This is a genomic window from Micromonospora pallida (assembly GCF_900090325.1).
Classification (GTDB): Bacteria; Actinomycetota; Actinomycetes; order Mycobacteriales; family Micromonosporaceae; genus Micromonospora; species Micromonospora pallida.
Window position 1 is genome coordinate 5,634,465 of sequence record NZ_FMHW01000002.1, and the last position, 17,235, is coordinate 5,651,699.

18 protein-coding genes are annotated in these 17,235 nt (G+C 72.6%); 7 read left to right on the forward strand and 11 right to left on the reverse strand.

The window, feature by feature from the left end:
• Positions 1-10: 10 nt before the first annotated feature.
• The 3 genes from GA0074692_RS23460 to mqnE form a co-directional block, all read right to left on the reverse strand.
• Positions 11-316: a DUF4229 domain-containing protein gene (locus GA0074692_RS23460; RefSeq protein WP_091647582.1), complete on the reverse strand. Its 306-nt coding sequence runs from the start codon at positions 314-316 to the stop codon at positions 11-13.
• 96 nt (positions 317-412) lie between these two features.
• Positions 413-841 (reverse strand): hypothetical protein, encoded by a 429-nt coding sequence (locus GA0074692_RS23465; protein ID WP_091647585.1) that lies wholly within the window; start codon positions 839-841, stop codon positions 413-415.
• Between the two features lie 58 nt (positions 842-899).
• Positions 900-2,069, reverse strand: coding sequence for an aminofutalosine synthase MqnE (gene mqnE / locus GA0074692_RS23470; protein WP_091647587.1), 1,170 nt, complete (start codon positions 2,067-2,069; stop codon positions 900-902).
• 233 nt (positions 2,070-2,302) lie between these two features.
• Between mqnE and GA0074692_RS23475 the strand changes: the two genes are divergently transcribed.
• The 4 genes from GA0074692_RS23475 (at position 2,303) to GA0074692_RS23490 (ending at position 8,140) form a co-directional block, all read left to right on the forward strand.
• Entirely contained in the window at positions 2,303-3,862 is a 1,560-nt protein-coding gene (locus tag GA0074692_RS23475) for a C40 family peptidase (protein ID WP_091647589.1), read from the forward strand.
• A gap of 107 nt (positions 3,863-3,969) precedes the next feature.
• The gene (locus GA0074692_RS36165) at positions 3,970-5,421 is read left to right on the forward strand and encodes a hypothetical protein (RefSeq protein WP_091647591.1); all 1,452 of its coding nucleotides are present in this window, start codon (positions 3,970-3,972) and stop codon (positions 5,419-5,421) included.
• Between the two features lie 227 nt (positions 5,422-5,648).
• Complete coding sequence (locus tag GA0074692_RS23485; RefSeq protein ID WP_425413355.1) at positions 5,649-7,382, forward strand: DEAD/DEAH box helicase; 1,734 nt, start codon at positions 5,649-5,651, stop codon at positions 7,380-7,382.
• A gap of 131 nt (positions 7,383-7,513) precedes the next feature.
• Entirely contained in the window at positions 7,514-8,140 is a 627-nt protein-coding gene (locus GA0074692_RS23490) for a putative glycolipid-binding domain-containing protein (RefSeq protein ID WP_245730433.1), read from the forward strand.
• A gap of 57 nt (positions 8,141-8,197) precedes the next feature.
• On the opposite strand, the gene GA0074692_RS23495 is transcribed toward GA0074692_RS23490, so the two are convergent.
• The 4 genes from GA0074692_RS23495 to GA0074692_RS23510 form a co-directional block, all read right to left on the reverse strand.
• Positions 8,198-8,842, reverse strand: coding sequence for a dihydrofolate reductase family protein (locus GA0074692_RS23495; RefSeq protein WP_091647593.1), 645 nt, complete (start codon positions 8,840-8,842; stop codon positions 8,198-8,200).
• Between the two features lie 113 nt (positions 8,843-8,955).
• Positions 8,956-10,050, reverse strand: a complete 1,095-nt coding sequence (cds1, locus tag GA0074692_RS23500) for an L-cysteine desulfhydrase Cds1 (protein ID WP_091647596.1) — start codon at positions 10,048-10,050, stop codon at positions 8,956-8,958.
• 43 nt (positions 10,051-10,093) lie between these two features.
• On the reverse strand, positions 10,094-10,918 hold the full coding sequence (locus tag GA0074692_RS23505) for an SDR family NAD(P)-dependent oxidoreductase (protein ID WP_091653987.1): 825 nt from the start codon (positions 10,916-10,918) through the stop codon (positions 10,094-10,096).
• Positions 10,915-11,367 carry an Lrp/AsnC family transcriptional regulator gene (locus tag GA0074692_RS23510; RefSeq protein WP_091647598.1) on the reverse strand — a complete coding sequence of 151 codons (453 nt, stop codon included), beginning with the start codon at positions 11,365-11,367 and terminating at the stop codon, positions 10,915-10,917. The genes GA0074692_RS23505 and GA0074692_RS23510 overlap by 4 nt, the downstream gene beginning before the upstream one ends.
• Positions 11,368-11,607: 240 nt before the next feature.
• Here GA0074692_RS23510 and GA0074692_RS23515 point away from each other — a divergent pair, with 240 nt between their 5' ends.
• A complete protein-coding gene (locus GA0074692_RS23515) occupies positions 11,608-11,877 on the forward strand; it encodes a BldC family transcriptional regulator (RefSeq protein WP_091647601.1) in 270 nt (89 codons plus the stop codon).
• 21 nt (positions 11,878-11,898) lie between these two features.
• Here GA0074692_RS23515 and GA0074692_RS23520 read toward each other — a convergent pair whose 3' ends face one another.
• Entirely contained in the window at positions 11,899-12,528 is a 630-nt protein-coding gene (locus GA0074692_RS23520) for a UbiX family flavin prenyltransferase (RefSeq protein WP_091647603.1), read from the reverse strand.
• Positions 12,529-12,630: 102 nt separating this feature from the next.
• On the opposite strand from GA0074692_RS23520, the gene GA0074692_RS23525 reads away from it, so the two are divergent.
• Positions 12,631-13,605: a terpene synthase family protein gene (locus tag GA0074692_RS23525; protein WP_245730434.1), complete on the forward strand. Its 975-nt coding sequence runs from the start codon at positions 12,631-12,633 to the stop codon at positions 13,603-13,605.
• A gap of 12 nt (positions 13,606-13,617) precedes the next feature.
• Here the strand turns inward: GA0074692_RS23525 and mqnP are convergent, their stop codons facing one another.
• The 3 genes from mqnP to GA0074692_RS36170 all read right to left on the reverse strand — a co-directional run bounded on the left by mqnP (position 13,618) and on the right by GA0074692_RS36170 (position 16,417).
• The gene (mqnP, locus tag GA0074692_RS23530; protein ID WP_091647608.1) at positions 13,618-14,520 is read right to left on the reverse strand and encodes a menaquinone biosynthesis prenyltransferase MqnP; all 903 of its coding nucleotides are present in this window, start codon (positions 14,518-14,520) and stop codon (positions 13,618-13,620) included.
• Complete coding sequence (locus GA0074692_RS23535) at positions 14,517-15,980, reverse strand: menaquinone biosynthesis decarboxylase (protein WP_091647610.1); 1,464 nt, start codon at positions 15,978-15,980, stop codon at positions 14,517-14,519. The genes mqnP and GA0074692_RS23535 overlap by 4 nt, the downstream gene beginning before the upstream one ends.
• Positions 15,981-16,138: 158 nt before the next feature.
• Complete coding sequence (locus GA0074692_RS36170; RefSeq protein ID WP_425413397.1) at positions 16,139-16,417, reverse strand: hypothetical protein; 279 nt, start codon at positions 16,415-16,417, stop codon at positions 16,139-16,141.
• Between the two features lie 487 nt (positions 16,418-16,904).
• Here GA0074692_RS36170 and GA0074692_RS23545 point away from each other — a divergent pair, with 487 nt between their 5' ends.
• Positions 16,905-17,126 carry a helix-turn-helix transcriptional regulator gene (locus tag GA0074692_RS23545; protein WP_245730435.1) on the forward strand — a complete coding sequence of 74 codons (222 nt, stop codon included), beginning with the start codon at positions 16,905-16,907 and terminating at the stop codon, positions 17,124-17,126.
• Positions 17,127-17,235: the final 109 nt, after the last annotated feature.

A 17,235-nucleotide genomic window follows, 5' to 3' on the forward strand; every position in this document is an offset into this window, starting at 1 on the left:
CGTACGCCGGTCAGCGCCGAGGCCCGTCGGGGGCATCGCTCCCCGGCGGGGCCTCGGACGTGCTGTCGGACTCGTCGTCGCCGGCCAGGGCGGAGCGGAGCCGCTCCTTCTCGGTCCGGCGGCGATCGGCCGTGACGGCCATATCCTCGGCCATCTCGTCCCGCCAGCCCCGCAGGAAGAAGAAGGAGAGCCCGGCGGAGAAGGCCAACGCCAACATCAGCTTGAGGTAGACGTTCAGCCCGACCGGCCAGAGGGCGAGCAGCACCACCACGAAGAGCCCGATCCTGCCCAGCGTGTACTTGACGCCCGCGCTCACGTTCCCACTCCTTCTTCCGCGTTCAGCCGGCACGCTGGCCGGCCGTTCAGCCCGTCCGCCGGGCCGGCCGTTCAGCCAGAATGCCGGGCCAGCCGTTCAGCCCGTGCGTCGGGCCAGCCAGTGCACGCCCTGGAACCAGACGACGGCGTAGACGACGGTGAAGACCGTCGCCGCCAGCGTGCCCGAGGCCAACGGCGACAGACCGTCGGTCAGCCCCGCCACCAGCAGGCCACCGGCCACCCCCAGCACCACGGCCACCAGCGCGGCGACCACCCGGGCGGCCCCGAAGCTCCAGGCCCGGAAGTCCTCCAGGAAGAGCCAGGCCGGCAGGATCACCGCGAGCCAGCCGTTGGCCTGGCCAAAGTCGCCCGAGCCGATCAGCTCGAACGCCCAGTCGAACAGGATCAGGGCCAACACCCCGATGACCACCCCGGCCAGGGTCACCCCGAGCAGGTCGCCCAGGGCGACGACCCGCCCCTCGGCGTCCCGTCGGGGGAAGCTGTCCCGTGTCTCGCGCTCGCTCATGACGCTTGCAGGGTACGTGAGCAGACCGGTCGACCGACGGCGACCGGCCCGACGGCGGTCAGGCCCACACCTGCTGCGGCTCGGCCCGCCGCTCGGCCAGCGCCGGGGCCGGGTCGTACTCGCGGACTACCTCGTAGCGGGTGTTCCGCTCGACCGGGCGGAACCCGGCGTCCCAGATCAGGTGGAGCAGGTCGTCGCGGTGCATGGTGTTCGGCGTGCCGTAGGAGTCCGCGTCATGGGTGATCTTGTATTCGACGACCGAGCCGTCCAGGTCGTCCACGCCGAAGTTGAGCGAGAGTTGCGCCACCGAGAGGCCGTGCATCACCCAGAAGCACTTGACGTGCGGGACGTTGTCGAAGAGCAGCCGGGACACCGCGAAGGTCTTCAGCGACTCGGCCGGCGAGGCCATCGTCGTCCGGGCCTGGATCCGGTTCCGGATCTTGCCGTCCGCCGAGTCGACGAAGTCATGCTGGTAGCGCAGCGGGATGAAGACCGCGAAGCCGCCGGTCTCGTCCTGGAGTTCCCGCAGCCGCAGCACGTGGTCCACCCGGTGCCGAGGCTCCTCGATGTGGCCGTAGAGCATGGTGGACGGCGTCTTCATCCCCTTGCTGTGGGCCAGCCGGTGGATCCGGGACCAGTCCTCCCAGTGGCACGCGTGGTCCACGATGTGCTGCCGGACCTCCCAGTCGAAGATCTCCGCGCCGCCACCGGTCAGCGACTCCAGACCGGCGTCCATCAGCTCGTCGAGGATCGCGTCCGCGGGCAGGCCGCTGATCTTCTCGAACCACTGCACCTCGGTCGCGGTGAACGCCTTGAGCGTGACGTTCGGCAGCGCCGCCTTCAGCTCGCGCAGCACCTTGGGGTAGTAGCGCCAGGGCAGCGTCGGGTGCAGACCGTTGACGATGTGCAGCTCGGTGAGCTGCTCGTCCTCCATCTCCTTGGCCTTGCGGACGGCCTCGTCGATGCGCATCGTGTAGGCGTCCTTCTCGCCCGGCTTGCGCTGGAACGAGCAGTACGCGCAGCTCGCGCTGCACACGTTGGTCAGGTTGAGGTGCCGGTTGACGTTGAACATCACCCGGTCGCCGTTGCGCTCGGTCCGCCGGTGGTGCGCCAACCGGCCCAACCAGGTGAGGTCGTCGCTGTCGTAGAGGGCGATGCCGTCCTCCCGGGTCAGCCGCTCACCCGCGTACACCTTGGCTTCGAGCTCGCGCTTGAGTCCGGCATCCATCGAAAAGCCCGTCCCTTCCACCTGGTTCCGGGTCGAGCCTACGTCGCGGGGTCGGCCGGTCGTCCGGGGCGGGCCGACGCAGCGACGTAGTTCACCGGACTCTCAGGCTGTCGTTACCGCCGCACCATCGACACCGGCGAAACATTCAGGTAAGACAAAGTAGGACGCGCAACACTGCGGCCGGACGCCGCGCTCCACGAGGGCGCGGCTTCGCCACGTCGGACGGGAGCGGGATGAGCGACAACGAGCGCACGCGACGGACACGACGACGGGCACCGATCGTCTCCCCGGTCCTGCGCCCCAGGCTCTGGTCCGCGCTGCTCGGCATGGTCGCCGCGGCGGCCATCGCCACCCCGGTCTTCGCCGACCCCACGCTGCCCCAGACCGTCCCGGACACCGGCGCCCGTCCGGTCGCGGCCGGGCCGGTGTACCTGCCCGGCGGCCCCACCGGCGGCGGTGGTCAGTCCGGCACCACCCCGATCACCCCGGTCGGCAACGGCCCGCTCGCCGCGCAGATCGACGCCGCGCGGGCCCAGGTCGGGCTGCTCGGCCAGGAGCTACTCCGACTCGAACAACTCCAGAGCGACGCGAAGACGCAGCTCGCCACCGCCGACCGGGACCGGAAGCTCGCCCAGGACACCCTCGCCCGCGCCCAGCGGGAGGCCGACGCCGCCGCCGCCGAGGCGATCAAGGCCGCCGCCAAGCTGCCTCCCGGCGACTTCGCGTCCGAACTGCACGGCCTGAGCGTGCTGGAGCGGATCTACCGGGGCGAGGAGGTCGAGGGCACCACCACCGCCGCGACCGGCGAGCTGAACCGGGCCCGCACCGGCGAGCAGGCCGCCAGTCAGGCGTACGCGGCGGCGGAGACCCGGCTGCGTACCGCGACGGAGCAGTTCACCACCACCCAGAAGACCTACCGCACCCAGGAAGCGGCCCTGCTCAAGCTGCAGCAGGACAACGCCACCCAGCTCGCCGAGATCGAACGGCAGCAGGAGGCCGAGGAGCAGCGCCTCGGCGAGCAGTACCTGCAGGGTGCGACTGCCAACGGGCTGACCTCCCACCCGCGCGCGATGGCCGCCGTCCGGTACGCCCTGGCACAGCTCGGCGACCCGTACCTCTGGGCGGCCGAAGGGCCGGACCGGTTCGACTGCTCCGGCCTGGTCTGGGCCGCGTACCGGTCGAAGGGCGCCGACTACTCCGGCCTGCCCCGGGTCTCCCGAGACCAGTACAACGCCACCAAGGGCAAGACCGTCAGCCGGAGTGCCCTACTCCCCGGCGACCTGGTCTTCTACGCCTCGGGCAGCAGCTGGACGACGATCCACCACATGGGCATGTACATCGGCAACGGCAAGATGGTGCACGCCCCGACCACCGGCGACGTCGTGAAGATCTCCAACGTCCGGTGGTCGCGGCTGTACGCCGCCACCCGGGTCATCGACGCGGTCCCGGCCCCGGGTGCCACCCCGACGCCGACTCCGACTCCGACGCCGAGTCCGACGAAGACCGGCACCCCGAAGCCGACGAACACCACCACGCCCAAGCCGACCAACTCGGCCACGCCCAAGCCGACCGGCAGCGCCAGCCCGACGCCGACCGGCAGCGCAACGCCGACGCCGACCCCCACGCCGACCCCCACCCCCACCGCGGCCCCGTCGGAGAGCGACACGACCTCGCCGTCGCCAAGCAAGAGCAGCACCAGCGGTGGCAGCCCGAGCGCCTCGGTCAGCGGCACCGGCGAGCCCGGCGGGAGCCCGGCGCAGAGCGGGTCGGCGAGCCCGGACGCCGAGGGCTGACCGGTAACCCGACTCCGGCTGTGCGGCCGGACCAGAATGTGGCACCGTGAGAGCCAGGCACTCCCGGCTCGGCGCCACGGGTCCGGGTGCGAGCGCGGAGGACGAACATGGGCGAGCAGCAGGTTCCCGCTGAGACCGTCGAATCCGGCCCCGAGCCCCGCCCGCTGACCGATCCAGCCGGCACCGGACCGGCCACCGCCGGACCGGCCACCGCCGCACCGGGCTCCGCCGAGAGCCCGCCGGCCGTGTCCACCTTGGTCACCGACGGAGCCACGCCGGCCACGTCCGCCTCGGCCAACGCCGCTACGGCCGGGGCCGGAAATCCGGATGGCCAGCCGGCCGCCGACGCCGGGCAGCAGTCAGCCAGGGCAGCCACCACCGCCCCGGCACGTGGCCGGGCCAGCATCGCCGCTGCCGGCACAGCCGGGGGCGCGCCGAACACGCCCCTGGTGCCGGCCCAGCGCAGTCCCTCCTGGGCACGGGCCAGCGCCGCCGTACCGGCACTGCACCGGGTGTCGCCGCAGGAGGCCGGCATCGCCGCCGGGGTGCGTACCGGCGGGACGAAGGTGTACCGGTCCACCGAGACCCCACCCACCGAACCCACCCCGCCCACCGAGCCCACACCGGCCGAGCCACCCTCGCCCGGTCCCGCACCGGTCCCGGCTCCGGAACCCGCGCCGCTGACCCCACCTGCGCCCACGCCGAAACCCGGGCCGCTGCCGGAGCCACCCGTACCGACGCCGACGCCGCCCCTGCCGAAGCCGTCACCCACGCCGCCGGGACCGTCCCCCACCCCGCCCGGTCCGGTGCCACCGACGCCGAGTCCGCCGGCACCGCCGCCCGGCCCGCCGATCCCGTCCCCTCCGCCACCACCCGGGCCGATGCCGGCTCCGCCGTTCCCACCGCCGCCGGCCGCCGCCACCCGGGTCGCCGGCCCCGCCACGCCCGGCGGACCGCCGCCGGTACGGGTCACCGGCAGCGCCACCGTCCCCGGACCGTCGGCCCCGGCCTCCGGAGCACCGTGGACCACCCCGACGTCCGGCCCGCCGGCACCGCCGGTCGTCCCGGAGCCGGCCAGGCCGACCTGGCCCACCCCGACCGAAGCGGGCGGACCGGGTGCGACTGCCCCGTGGTCGACGCCGGCCGGGCCCTCGCCACTCGCGCCCACCAGCGGCGGGACACCGGTGGGCGGTTCCGTGCACCACCTACCGCCGAACGGGGTCTCCGCCGCCCCGGCCACCACCGGCCAGGCCGGTACCGCCGGTACGGCGGGTACGCCCGGCCGCCCCGGGACCGTCTACGGCGGTTCCGTCACCGAGGGGCCCGGCTTCGCCACGGTCGCCCTGCCGCCCGGGAACCCGGTCGAGAACACTGGCTCCCTGACCGGGCACATCCTCGCCCAGGGCTGGGCCGACACCCCCGTCGAACGGTCCCGCACCACCAGGGTGGTGCTCGTGCTGATCGCCTCGCTCGGGCTGCTGGTCGCGATCAGCCTGGTGCTGGTGCTGATGGCGAACGACGCGATGGGCGGCCTGATGGAAAACCTGATCAACGGGTGAGCCGTCAGTCCGGGCACCGTCGTCCGGGGGCCGGCGACCGGCCGGGGTGAGCCCGCCCACTACCCTGTCGCGGCGTGCTGGCCGATCGGCCGGCTCGCCGTACACTGTTATTGATCACTGACCTGGTGCGCGTCGTCGCGTGCCCATGGGCGATCTTGCGGGCGAACCGGCGGCGTCACTTTCGCGGCGGGCCATCGCGAAGATGCGCCCCGCTGGAGAGGTATTTCTTGACGACCTTTGCTGACCTCAGCACGTCCCCGTCCGCCTTCGACACCCCGCCGGTGACCACCGGCGACGACACCGTCCCCCCCACCACCACCGACGACGTCGACTTCGCCGGTCTGGGGCTCCCCCAGCCGCTCGTCCGGGCTCTGGCCCGGCAGGGCATCACCACCCCGTTCGAGATCCAGCGGGCCACCATGCCCGACGCCCTCGCCGGACGGGACGTCCTCGGCCGGGGCCAGACCGGCTCCGGCAAGACCCTCGCCTTCGGCCTGCCGCTGCTGGCCCGGGTCGCCGACGGTGAGCGGGCCCGGCCGCTGCACCCCCGGGCCCTGGTCCTGGTGCCCACCCGGGAACTCGCCATGCAGGTCAACGACGCGCTCGTGCCGCTGGGCAAGGCGGTCGGGGTCTTCCTCAAGACCGCCGTGGGCGGGGTCCCCTACGACCGCCAGATCGACGCCCTCCGGCGCGGCGTGGAGATCATCGTTGCCACGCCGGGCCGACTCGGCGACCTGATCTCGCGGCAGGTGTGCCACCTCGACGACGTCGAGGTCACCGTGCTGGACGAGGCCGACCAGATGGCCGACATGGGCTTCCTGCCGGAGGTCACCGAGCTGTTGGCGAAGACGCCGGCCGGTGCCCAGCGGCTGCTCTTCTCGGCCACTCTGGACAACGACGTGGACTCGCTGGTCAAGCGGTTCATGACCGACCCGGTGACGCACTCCACCGCCCCGGCCACCGCTGCTGTCGCCACCATGGACCACCACCTGCTGCTGATCCCGCCGCACGACAAGTTCGCGGTGGCGGCGTCGATCGCGGCCCGTTCCGGTCGGACCATGATGTTCGCCCGTACCCAGCTCGGCGTGGACCGGCTGGTCGAGCAGCTCGGCGCGGTGGGCGTCCGGGCCGGTGGCCTGCACGGCGGCAAGACCCAGCGGATGCGTACCCGCACCCTGGCCGAGTTCCGTGAGGGACGGATGAACGTGCTGGTCGCCACGGACGTGGCCGCCCGGGGCATCCATGTGGACGGTGTCTCGCTCGTGATGCACGTCGACCCGCCGAAGGACCCGAAGGACTACCTGCACCGGGCCGGGCGTACCGCGCGGGCCGGCGAGTCCGGCGCGGTGGTCACGCTGGTCCTGCCGAAACAGCGACGGACCACGCTGGCGATGCTGGAGAAGGCCGGGGTCGAGCCGGCCGAACTGCGGGTGCGGGCGGGTGACCCGGAGCTGGCCGAGCTGACCGGCGCCCGGCAGCCCAGTGGCGTACCGGTGTCCAACGAGCTGCAGGAGCCACGCCGGCACGGCGACCGGCCCGGCGGCCAGCGACGGTTCGGCGACCGGCCGGGCGGCTACCACCGCTCGGGCGACCGCGACCAGGGGGACCGCCGCTTCGGTGACCGCGCATCGGGCGACCGCCGCTTCGGCGACCGGGACGGCCGGGCCGAACGGCGGTACCCGGAGCGGGAGGCCCGCTTCGGCGACCGCGACAGCCAAGGCGGACGGCCGTACCCCGAGCGGGAGGCCCGCTTCGGCGACCGCGACGGCCGGGGCGGACGCGGCTACAGCGGCCGGCCCGAACACCGGCACGGTCCCGGCGAGCAGCGCCACACCAGCCGTGACGGGGGACGCCACGCTGGCCGCGACGAGCGGCGCGTCGGTGACGATCGACCGGGCTACCGCAGCCGGACCGACGACCGGCGCGGTTTCGGCGGCCGGGCCTCGGCGCGCAGCTACTGACCCAGCCGGACGCCGCCCTGGTGGTGGAGAACCCGCCAGGGCTGCGTCGGGGTGGCGTCGCTGTCTGCCGACGGCGGCCGGGTCGCCGCGATCGAATGCCCGAGGTGCCGGCCTGCCGTAGTGTCCGGCTCATGCCGACCATGCCGAAGTCGCTGTTCTGGAGCCGCCTGGACACCACCGGCTGCGAGCACACGCTGCTGGACGACGCGCGCGGCCTTACCGCCCGGGGCCAGGTGCAGGCCGTCGACCCGGTCCCGTACACCTGCCGGTACACCCTGACCACCACGCCGGAGTGGGCGACCGTCCGGCTGGAGGTCGAGGTCGAGGGGTCGGGCTGGGCACGCGGGGTCCGACTGGAACGGCAGCCGGACCGCTGGCGGGTGGTGACCAGCGAGCAGGGTGACCTCGACGTCGCGCTCCGCGCGGCCGGTCGACCCCCGGTCGGGCTGCCCGGCACGGACGACCCGGGCCGGCTGGCCGACGCGGTGGACGTCGACCTGGGCGCGTCGGCGCTGTTCAACACCCTTCCGGTACGCCGACTCGGGCTACGGGACGCCGCGCCGGGCACCGAACGGCGGATCGAGGTCGCCTGGGTGCAGGTGCCGAGCCTGCTGGTGCTGCCCGCCACGCAGACGTACACGGCGCTCGGCGCCGGCCGGGTCCGGTTCGCCAGCGGCGACTTCACCGCCGACCTGGACGTCGACCCCGACGGCTTCGTACGCCACTACCCGGGGCTCGTCGACCGGGTCGGTCGCTGACCGTACGGCGACCGACCCGTCGGCCCCGGCGCGGCCGGACCAGGGCGCGGGGCGGCTTCAGTCGCCGCGCCCGGCACCGCGATCGGGTGCGCTCATGTCCCCCGTCCCGGGCGTGCCGTCGGCGAGCCCGTAGCGCAGGTACACGGTGCCCTTCGGACCGGCCACCGGCGGTTCGAGAAGCGTGACGTTCGTGGGCACCGCACCACCGTCGAACACCTTCTTCCCGACGCCGAGCACGATCGGGTGCACCCAGAGGTCGAGACGGTCGAAGAGCTTCTCGCGCAGGAGGGTCTGCACCAGGTTCAGGCTCCCGACCACCTTCACATGCTCGTGCCGGTCCCGGATCTCGCGCACCGCGCCGGCCAGATCCGGGCCGAGCTGGGTGGACCCGGCCCACGAGAGGTCGGGCCGGCCACGGGAGGCCACGTACTTCGGGACGCGGTTGAAGAGCGTGGCGATGTCGTTGTCCGCGCCACCCTCCTGGTACGGCCAGTAGGCGGCGAAGATGTCGTACGTCCGCCGGCCGAGCAGGAGGGCGTCGGTGCCCTCGTACGCGGCACCGACCTGCGCCCCGGTGACCTCGTCCAGCAGGGGCGCCTGCCAGCCACCGAACGGGAACCCCAACGGGTCCTCCTCGGGGCCGCCGGGCGACTGGCCGACGAGGTCGAGGGTTGCGAACAGCTCGATGTGGACGAGGCCCATGCCCTACTCCCGATGAGTTGGTCGTCTCGGTCGGGCGGTAGACCTGGGGCACCGACAGACCCGTCGCTGCGCCGGCACTCGACCCCGGACTCGTCTACCGCCTGCGACCGAACCTAGTCGACGGGCCAGGCTCCGGTGGCGAGGAAGCGCTCGACGGTGGCGAGGTGCGGGGTCAGGTCCAGGCCCTGGGCAGCCACCCAGTCGTCGGCGTAGTACGTGTCGGCGTACCGGTCGCCGGCGTCGCAGATGAGCGTCACCACCGATCCGGTGCGCCCCTCGGCGAGCATGGCGGCGATCAGCCCGAAGGCGCCCCAGAGGTTGGTGCCGGTGGAGCCGCCCACCCGACGGCCGAGCACCGCCGAGCCGGCCCGCATCGCGGCCAGCGAGGCGGCGTCGGGCACCTGCACCATCCGGTCGACCACGCTGGGCAGGAAGGACGCCTCGACCGTGGGCCGGCCGATCCCCTCGATCCGGGAGCCCCGACCGGTGCGGACGGACCAGTCGGCCGCCTGCCACGCCGGGTAGAACGCGGAGTTCTCCGGGTCGACCACGCAGAGTTTGGTGGGCAGCCGGCGGTACCGGGTGAACCGGCCGATGGTGGCGCCGGTGCCGCCGGTGCCCGCGCCCACCACGATCCAGGCCGGCACCGGGTGCCGTTCCAGGGTGAGCTGGGCGTAGATCGACTCGGCGATGTTGTTGTTGCCCCGCCAGTCGGTGGCCCGCTCGGCGTAGGTGAACTGGTCCATGAAGTGCCCGCCGGCGTCCTCGGCCAGCCAGCGGGCCTCGACGACCACCTTCGCCGGGTCGTCGACCAGGTGGCAGCGGCCCCCCTGGAACTCGATCTGGGCGATCTTCTCCGGTGAGGTGGAGGCGGGCATCACCGCGACGAAGGGCAGCCCCAGCATCCGTGCGAAGTACGCCTCGGAGACGGCGGTCGAGCCGGAGGACGCCTCGACGATCGTGGTGTCCGGACCGATCCAGCCGTTGCACAGCCCGTAGAGGAAGAGCGAGCGGGCCAGCCGGTGCTTCAGCGAGCCGGTCGGGTGCACCGACTCGTCCTTGAGGTAGAGGTCGATGCCCCACTGTTTCGGCAGCGGGAACGGCAGCAGGTGGGTGTCGGCCGACCGGTTCGCGTCGGCCTCCACGGCGGCGATCGCCTCGGTCACCCACGCCCGGACAACCTCGTCGCACCGGTCGAGATGAGTCACGCCGAAAAACTAGCAATCCTCACGTCCGGCCGGTAGCGGCCGTTCACCCGCGCTCGAGCCGGCGGCGCTGGCGGCGCTGCCCGACCCGGCCGGCGGCCCGGACCAGCGGACCCAGCCGGATCGCCAGCCCGGGCAGCGCGTCGAGCAGTCGGACCTGCGCGCCCCGCCAGCGGGGCAGCGTGACGACCGGCCGGGGGTGCCGGGCCAGCCGCGCGGCCCGCCGGGCCACCCGCTGCGGCGACAGCAGCGTCCCGGTGAAGGACGCCACCGCGCCGGGGTCGTCCAGCCGGTCGTGCAGCATCGGCGTCCAGATACCGTCCGGGCAGAGACACGAGACGTGTACGTCCCGATGCCCGGCCAGCCGCAGGTCGGCGAGGGTGCCGAGGCTGAACGCGAGCAGGGCGTGCTTGCTGGCCGCGTAGATGGTCTCGCCGGGCGGGGCGACCAGGCCGGCGAGCGAGACGACGTTCAGCACGTGTCCCCACCCCTGTGCCCGCATCAGCTCCAGCGCGGCGAGGGTGCCGTTCATCGCGCCGAAGGTGTTCACCTCGACCACCCGACGGCGGGTGGCCGCGTCGTGACTCCAGGACGGGCCGGTCACCAGCAGGCCGGCGTTGTTCACCCAGAGCCCGAGCCCGCCAGCACGGTCGGCGGCCTCGGCGACCACCGCCGCGCAGGCCGCCTCGTCGCGGACGTCCAGCGGACGGGACCAGCCGCCCAGCGGGGCGGCGACGGCGGCCACGGCCCCGGCGTCCAGGTCGGTGAGAAGCACCGGCCAACCGTCGGCGTGGAGGGCGGTGGCGACGGCCTGCCCGAGTCCCCCGGCCGCGCCGGTCACCACCGCCGCTCCGGACACCGGAAGAGTCACCGCGGGGTGCCGGGCTGGGGGCGGTTCTCCCACTTGGTCGACAGGGCGATGCCGGTCCGGGTGGAGGCCACCCCGGGCGTACGGTTCAGCCGGACGATCAGCCGCTCCAACTCGGCGATCGTGCCCACCCGGGCCTTGAGCAGGAACGACTCCACGCCGGCCATGAAGTAACAGGACTCGATCTCCGGCATCCGCCGGAGGGCCTCCAGCAGGTCGTCGGTGTCGGCGGCGGAGTCCTCGACGATGCCGATCAGGGCGGTGACGCCCAGCCCGATCGACTCGGGCTCCACCTCGGCACGGTAGGCCCGGATGACCCCGCCCGACTCCAACTTGCCGACCCGTTCGTGTACGGCGGGAGCGGAAAGACCCACCTGCCGGGCCAGTTCGGCGTACGACAGACGAGCGTTGCCCCGCAACAGCTCCACGAGCCTCAGGTCGATGGCGTCCACGGACTGTAGACCCTAGTCGTCGGATCCGGCGGGAGTCGGCGGCCTGGCCGTCACCGGATCCGGGACGACACGGGTGCCCCGCCACTCCTCCGTGCCCAACCAGTGCTTTCTTCGCGTTTGGCGGACCGCGTCACGTCGCTGGTGCTGTAATTGCCATACGTCCCTCATGACGGCTCTGGGCTCGCACCAGCCGGGGGCAGTGTGTTCAGCCGAGGGCTTCGTCGACGCGAGGAGGGGGCTGTGGACACTGGAGATCGCCTGCTGACACCGGGCGAGGTGGCCGCGCTGTTTCGAGTGGACCCGAAGACCGTGACGAGATGGGCCGCGGCCGGCCGAATCGGCAGCATCCGAACGCCAGGCGGGCATCGCCGTTTCCGGGAATCCGAGGTGCGGGCACTGCTCGAGGGGGAGGGCATGCTCGATGAGGGGGAGGATCCGGCGAACCGGCCACGCAACGCCGGTCCGACGGCCTCCACCGGCCCGGGTCCGGCCAACGCCGGCCTCTACTGACGGACGCCGGCCTGGATCGGGTCACCACACCGCCGCGCCCAGTTCCCCGGCCCACCGGCGGAACAGCGTGTGCGGTACGCCCAGCGCGTCCAGCACCTTGCCGGCGACGAAGTCGACCAACTGCTGGGCGGAGGCGGACGCCCCGGCGCCGTAGAAGCCGGGGCTGGCGGGCAGCACCACCGCCCCGGCGTCGTGCAACGCGATGAGATGTTCGAGGTGGCTGCGGGTCACCGGGGTCTCCCGTGGCACCACCACCACCGGCCGCCGCTCCTTGAGGTTGACCTCCGCGGCGCGCTGCAACAGGTCCTTGGAGAGTCCGATGGCGATGCCCGCGCAGGCGGCGGTGCTGGCTGGCACCACCGCCATGCCGCGTGCCCGGTAGGAGCCGCTGCTCGGACCGGCGGCCAGGTCCCCGGCGGGCCAGTACCGCAGGTCGTCCCCGGCCAGGTCCCGCCCGAGCCAGGCGCCCAGATCGTCGCGCCAGTGCGCGTCCCGGAAGGGGCGGCCGGTCTCGTCGAGGACGGTGAGCCGGGCTGCCCGGGAGACGATCAGGTCGACGCCCGTCCCGGCGTCGAGCAGCCCGCGCAGGACCGCCGCCGCGTACGGCGTACCGGAAGCTCCGGAGACCCCGACCACCCATGGTTCGCGCATACCGACAAGCGTGCCTGGTCACTGACCCGGAGCGTCCACCGCCCCGGTGTGGTCACGGGGGCGGGTGCCGGGAGAGCGCTCACGCCTGTCATGCTGCGCGGCGTGGGGAAGGAATCGGTGATGCCCGGCGGTTTCGTCGGCCTGCCTCGGTTCGACTGCCCCATCCCGCCACGGCTGTCACCGCACGCCGACGCGACGCAGGAGTGGCTCTCCACCTGGCTCACCCGTTTCGACCTGCCGCTGGACCCGCCCGCCCTCGACCGGCTGCACCGCACCGGCATCGCCCGGTACGCGGGTCGGATCTGCCCAGACGTCGGCGCGACCGAGCTGCGCGCCCTCGCCGCCCTGTTCACCTGGTTCTTCCTGGTGGACGACCTCTGCGACCGGCCACGGAACTCCACTCCCCAGCAGGTCGACGGGCTCCGGCAGGGGGTGCTGAAGCTGCTGCGGGCCGGTCCGCGCTCGCGTCATCCCGGCTTCACCGGCCCGCTGCGCCGGATGCTGGTGGACGTCTGGCGGGCTCCCCGGGCCCGGATGCCGGCCCACTGGCGGGTCCGCTTCGTCGACGCGATGGCGCACTTCCTGGACGGGGTGTGGCGCGAGTCGGCCGACAAGGCCGCCGGCCGGGTGCCGACGCTCGCCGAGTACGTTCCGCTGCGCCGGGCCACGTCGGCGGCGTACGTGGCGTACGCGCTGGTGGAGTTCGCCACCGGGCAGGTGCTGCCGGACGCCGTCCACCACCACCCGCACCTGGTCCGCATCGCCGAGACCGCGAACGACCTGCTCTCCTGGTTCAACGACGTGATCTCCCTCGACCGGGACCGGACCAACTCCGGTGGACACAACCTGGTGCTGGCCACGGCGCGGGAGCACGGGGTGCCGGTGGAGACCGCCATGTCGCTGGTGACCGACAGGTGGCGGGCGGCGATGGATCACTTCGTGGCACTACGCGCGACGGTGCCGTCGTTCGGGCCGGAACTGGACCGGGCGGTCGCCGTCCACCTGGACGGGGTGGCGAACTCGGTACGCGGCACCATCGACTGGTCCCTGGAGAGCGCCCGCTACCTGGTGCCCTGACGCGCGCTGAGTTCAGGGCCGCAGGTCCAGCCGGAGCACCAGGTCGAGCAGGGCGAAGAGGAAGAGCGCGATCCCGACGAACCCGTTCGCGGTGAAGAACGCCCGGTTGACCCGGCTCAGGTCGGTCGGGCTGACCACCACGTGCTGGTAGCCGAAGGCGAGCGCGGTCAGCGCCAGCCCGACCCACCACGGCCAGCCGTACCCGACCAGGGCCCCGAACCAGACGAAGAGCGCGAAGGTCACCACGTGCGCCACCGTCGAGGCGTGCAGGGCGAAGCGCAGCCCGTACCGGGCCGGGACGCTGCGTACCCCGATCTCGCGGTCCACCTCGGCGTCCTGGCAGGCGTAGATCAGGTCGAACCCGCCGATCCACAGGCCGACCGCGACGCCGAGCAGCCAGGCCGGCCACGAGCCGGCGAAGGTGCCGGTGACGGCGAGCCACGCGCCGACCGGGCCGACCGCCTGGGCGACCGCCAGGATCGCGTGCGGCCAGTCGGTGAACCGTTTGCCGTACGGGTAGACCACCAGCGGCACCACGGCGAGCGGCGCGAGCACCAGGCAGAGCGGGTTGAGCAGCGCGGCGGCGGCGAGGAAGACCACCAGCGCGACCACCGCGCCGGTCCAGGCCGTCCGCACGCTCACCGCCCCGGTGACCAGCTCCCGCCCGGCGGTACGGGGATTCCGCGCGTCGATCCGCCGGTCGAGGATCCGGTTGGCGGCCATCGCGAACGTCCGCGCCCCGACCATCGCCACGGTGATCAGCAGCAGGTCGACCCAGCGCACCCGACCGCCCTCGAGCCGCATCGCGGTCAGCGCGGACAGGTACGCGAAGGGCAGTGCGAAGACCGAGTGCTCGATCGCGACGAGCCGGAGGAACGACTTCACCCGACCGGGCCGTTCGGCGACCGCGGTCATCGGATTCCGTATTCCTTCCAGCGCTTGTCGACCAGGGCGACGACCTCCGGCGACATGGTCATCTCCTCCGGCCAGCCCCGGGTGTAGCCCTCGGTGGGGAGCTTGCGGGTGGCGTCGATGCCCGCCTTGCCGCCCCAGAACTGCTGGTACGAGGAGTGGTCCAGGTGGTCCACCGGCCCCTCGGTGAGCAGCAGGTCCCGGGAGTAGTCGACGTTGCCGAAGGCGCGGAAGGCGACCTCGTGGTAGTCGTGCACGTCGCAGTCCTCGTCCACCACCACGATCAGCTTGGCCAGGGAGAGCAGGTGGGCCCCCCAGATCGCGTTCATGATCTTCTGGGCGTGCTTCGGGTAGCGCTTGCGGATCGAGACGATCACGCAGTTGTGGAACACCCCGGCGGCCGGCATGTCGTAGTCGACGATGTCCGGGATCAGCATCCGCAGCAGGGGCAGGAAGATCCGCTCGGTGGCCTTGCCCAGGCCGTGGTCCTCCTGGGGCGGCTTGGACGTGACGATCGAGTGGTAGACCGGGTCGCGCTGCATGGTCATCGTCTCGACGTGCATCACCGGGAACGGCTCGACCGGGGTGTAGAAGCCGGTGTGGTCGCCGAACGGTCCCTCCGGCAGCCGCTCGCCGGGCTCGATATAGCCCTCCAGCACCACCTGCGCGTGCGCCGGCACCTGGAGCGGCACCGTCAGGCAGTCGACCATCTCCGTACGCTCTCCGCGCAGGAAACCGGCGAACAGGTACTCGTCGATGTCGCTGGGGAGCGGCGCGCTGGCCGCGTAGCTGACCACCGGGTCGCAGCCGATCGCGATCGCCACCGGCAGCCGCTGCCCGAGCCGCTCGGCGACCGCGTGGTGGGCGGTGGAGTCCTTGTGGATCTGCCAGTGCATGCCGATGGTGTTGTGGCTGTGCTGCTGGAGGCGGTAGAGCCCGAGGTTGCGCTTGCCGGTCTCCGGATGCTTGGTGTGGGTCAGCCCGTAGTTGTGGAAGATGCCGCCGTCGCCGGGCCACACCTGCAACCCCGGCAGCCGGTTCAGGTCGACGTCGTCACCCCGGTAGACGACCTGCTGGCAGGGGGCGGTCTTCACCTTGCGCGGCGGCAGCGACTTGAGCTGCATGACCTTGCCGAGCCCGTCCCGGATGCCGGACCAGCCGACCGGCAGTTCGGGCTTGATCATCGCGCCGATCCGGTCGCCGATCTCGTCCAGCGACTCGACGCCGAGCGCCATCGCCATCCGCTTCTCGGTGCCGAAGAGGTTGACCGCCACCGGCATCTCGCCCCGCGTGGGACGCTCGAAGAGCAGCGCCGGCCCGCCCGCCCGTACCGTCCGGGTGACGATCTCGCTGATCTCCAGCGTCGGGTCCACCGGGACGCTCACGCGCCGCAGTTCGCCCGCGCGCTCCAGCGCCGTCAGGAAGTCCTTGAGATCGGTGTACGGGAAGCCACGAACCGCCATGCCCCCAGTCTCCCGCACCGCCCTGAACCCCATCCCACCCGGTCCGCACGGAAGCCGGTCGCCGCCCCCTCGGTGATCCACTCCTCTTCGGCGATATCGCGGTATCCCGTTCGCTGGACACCGCCATATCGGCGAAAGTCCGACGGCGTCGCCGGACATCAGGGCCGGGCCGAGGGCAGCCGACGCGAGTTCGGCGGGTACTGCCGCCCGTTCCGGATGGGCGTCCCGGTCTGGGCGGGTGGCCCGTTTTGAGCGGGTGGCGCGTTCTGGGTGGGCGGAAGGGGTCGGGGTTGCGGCACTACCCGGAGCCCGGCCCACTGGACGAAGACGCTTCGCCGCGCGACGGCGTTGCCCTTCTTGTCCAACTCGTAGCCGTCCAGCCAGACCCAGCCGTCGAAGGTGGTCCAGTCGTCCTTCACCCGGATCAGCCGGAACATGATCGGCCGGTGGAACTGGACACTCGCGGCCCGGGTCAGGTGGAGGACGTCCCCCGCCCTGAGCTGTATCTCGGCCGGGGCCGCCCTCGCCGCCCTGTTGCCGGCCCGAGCGAAAGCGCTCACGCGCCGAACCGCCGCCAGGCGCGGATGCGCCGTCGGGCCAGCTCGACCCGGGGGCACCCGCCGCCGAGCCGGCACGACCCGCACCGTCGGTGACGGTGGTACGTCAGGACGAGCCAGGAGCACCGGACGAGTACGGGTTCCCTGTGCGTCATGGCCGATCGCCTTCCCGGGGCTGAGCTGGGTCTTCGCGGCACCCCGGCCCGCCGGGCTACACCTCCACCGAACCGGGGGCACCGCGTAACCGATCCAACACGCGTGCGACCCCCCTGTCAATATAGGCGCGCTTAATCTGACGGACTCTTACGCACGGACCGATTGAGGCGGGCAACATGGGGTAGGCCGCACCATGCCTACCGTTCTTGTCATGGGTGAGGAGGTCCCGGGACCGCTCGTCGGGCCAGGCGAGATTCTGGCGATGTTGGGCGTGGGCCGTTCGCGGTTCCGGCAGATCATCGTGCATCCGAACTTTCCCCGCCCGTTCCAGACGCTCATGGCCGGCTCGGTGTGGCTGCGGTCGGACGTGGAGGCGTACATCGCCAAGTACCGCCAGCCCCGCCCCCCAGCCGACGAAGACGAGCCGGGCTGACGCGCTGCGACGGGTGGGTGGAGCACCTGATCTACGCAGGTGCTCTGGGCTCGGTTCCACTGCTCGCGGCAGAAGATGAGTACGACAACTCATCCTCTTCGTACCGCTG

Coding starts and splice junctions, on each gene's coding strand:
- GA0074692_RS23535 (WP_091647610.1), bottom strand. CDS start 15,980: ATGGCGGTTCGTGGCTTCCCGTACACCGATCTCAAGGACTTCCTGACG.
- GA0074692_RS23475 (WP_091647589.1), top strand. CDS start 2,303: ATGAGCGACAACGAGCGCACGCGACGGACACGACGACGGGCACCGATC.
- mqnP (WP_091647608.1), bottom strand. CDS start 14,520: ATGACCGCGGTCGCCGAACGGCCCGGTCGGGTGAAGTCGTTCCTCCGG.
- mqnE (WP_091647587.1), bottom strand. CDS start 2,069: ATGGATGCCGGACTCAAGCGCGAGCTCGAAGCCAAGGTGTACGCGGGT.
- GA0074692_RS23545 (WP_245730435.1), top strand. CDS start 16,905: ATGGGTGAGGAGGTCCCGGGACCGCTCGTCGGGCCAGGCGAGATTCTG.
- GA0074692_RS23520 (WP_091647603.1), bottom strand. CDS start 12,528: ATGCGCGAACCATGGGTGGTCGGGGTCTCCGGAGCTTCCGGTACGCCG.
- GA0074692_RS23465 (WP_091647585.1), bottom strand. CDS start 841: ATGAGCGAGCGCGAGACACGGGACAGCTTCCCCCGACGGGACGCCGAG.
- GA0074692_RS23490 (WP_245730433.1), top strand. CDS start 7,514: ATGCCGACCATGCCGAAGTCGCTGTTCTGGAGCCGCCTGGACACCACC.
- GA0074692_RS36170 (WP_425413397.1), bottom strand. CDS start 16,417: ATGTTCCGGCTGATCCGGGTGAAGGACGACTGGACCACCTTCGACGGC.
- GA0074692_RS36165 (WP_091647591.1), top strand. CDS start 3,970: ATGGGCGAGCAGCAGGTTCCCGCTGAGACCGTCGAATCCGGCCCCGAG.
- GA0074692_RS23495 (WP_091647593.1), bottom strand. CDS start 8,842: ATGGGCCTCGTCCACATCGAGCTGTTCGCAACCCTCGACCTCGTCGGC.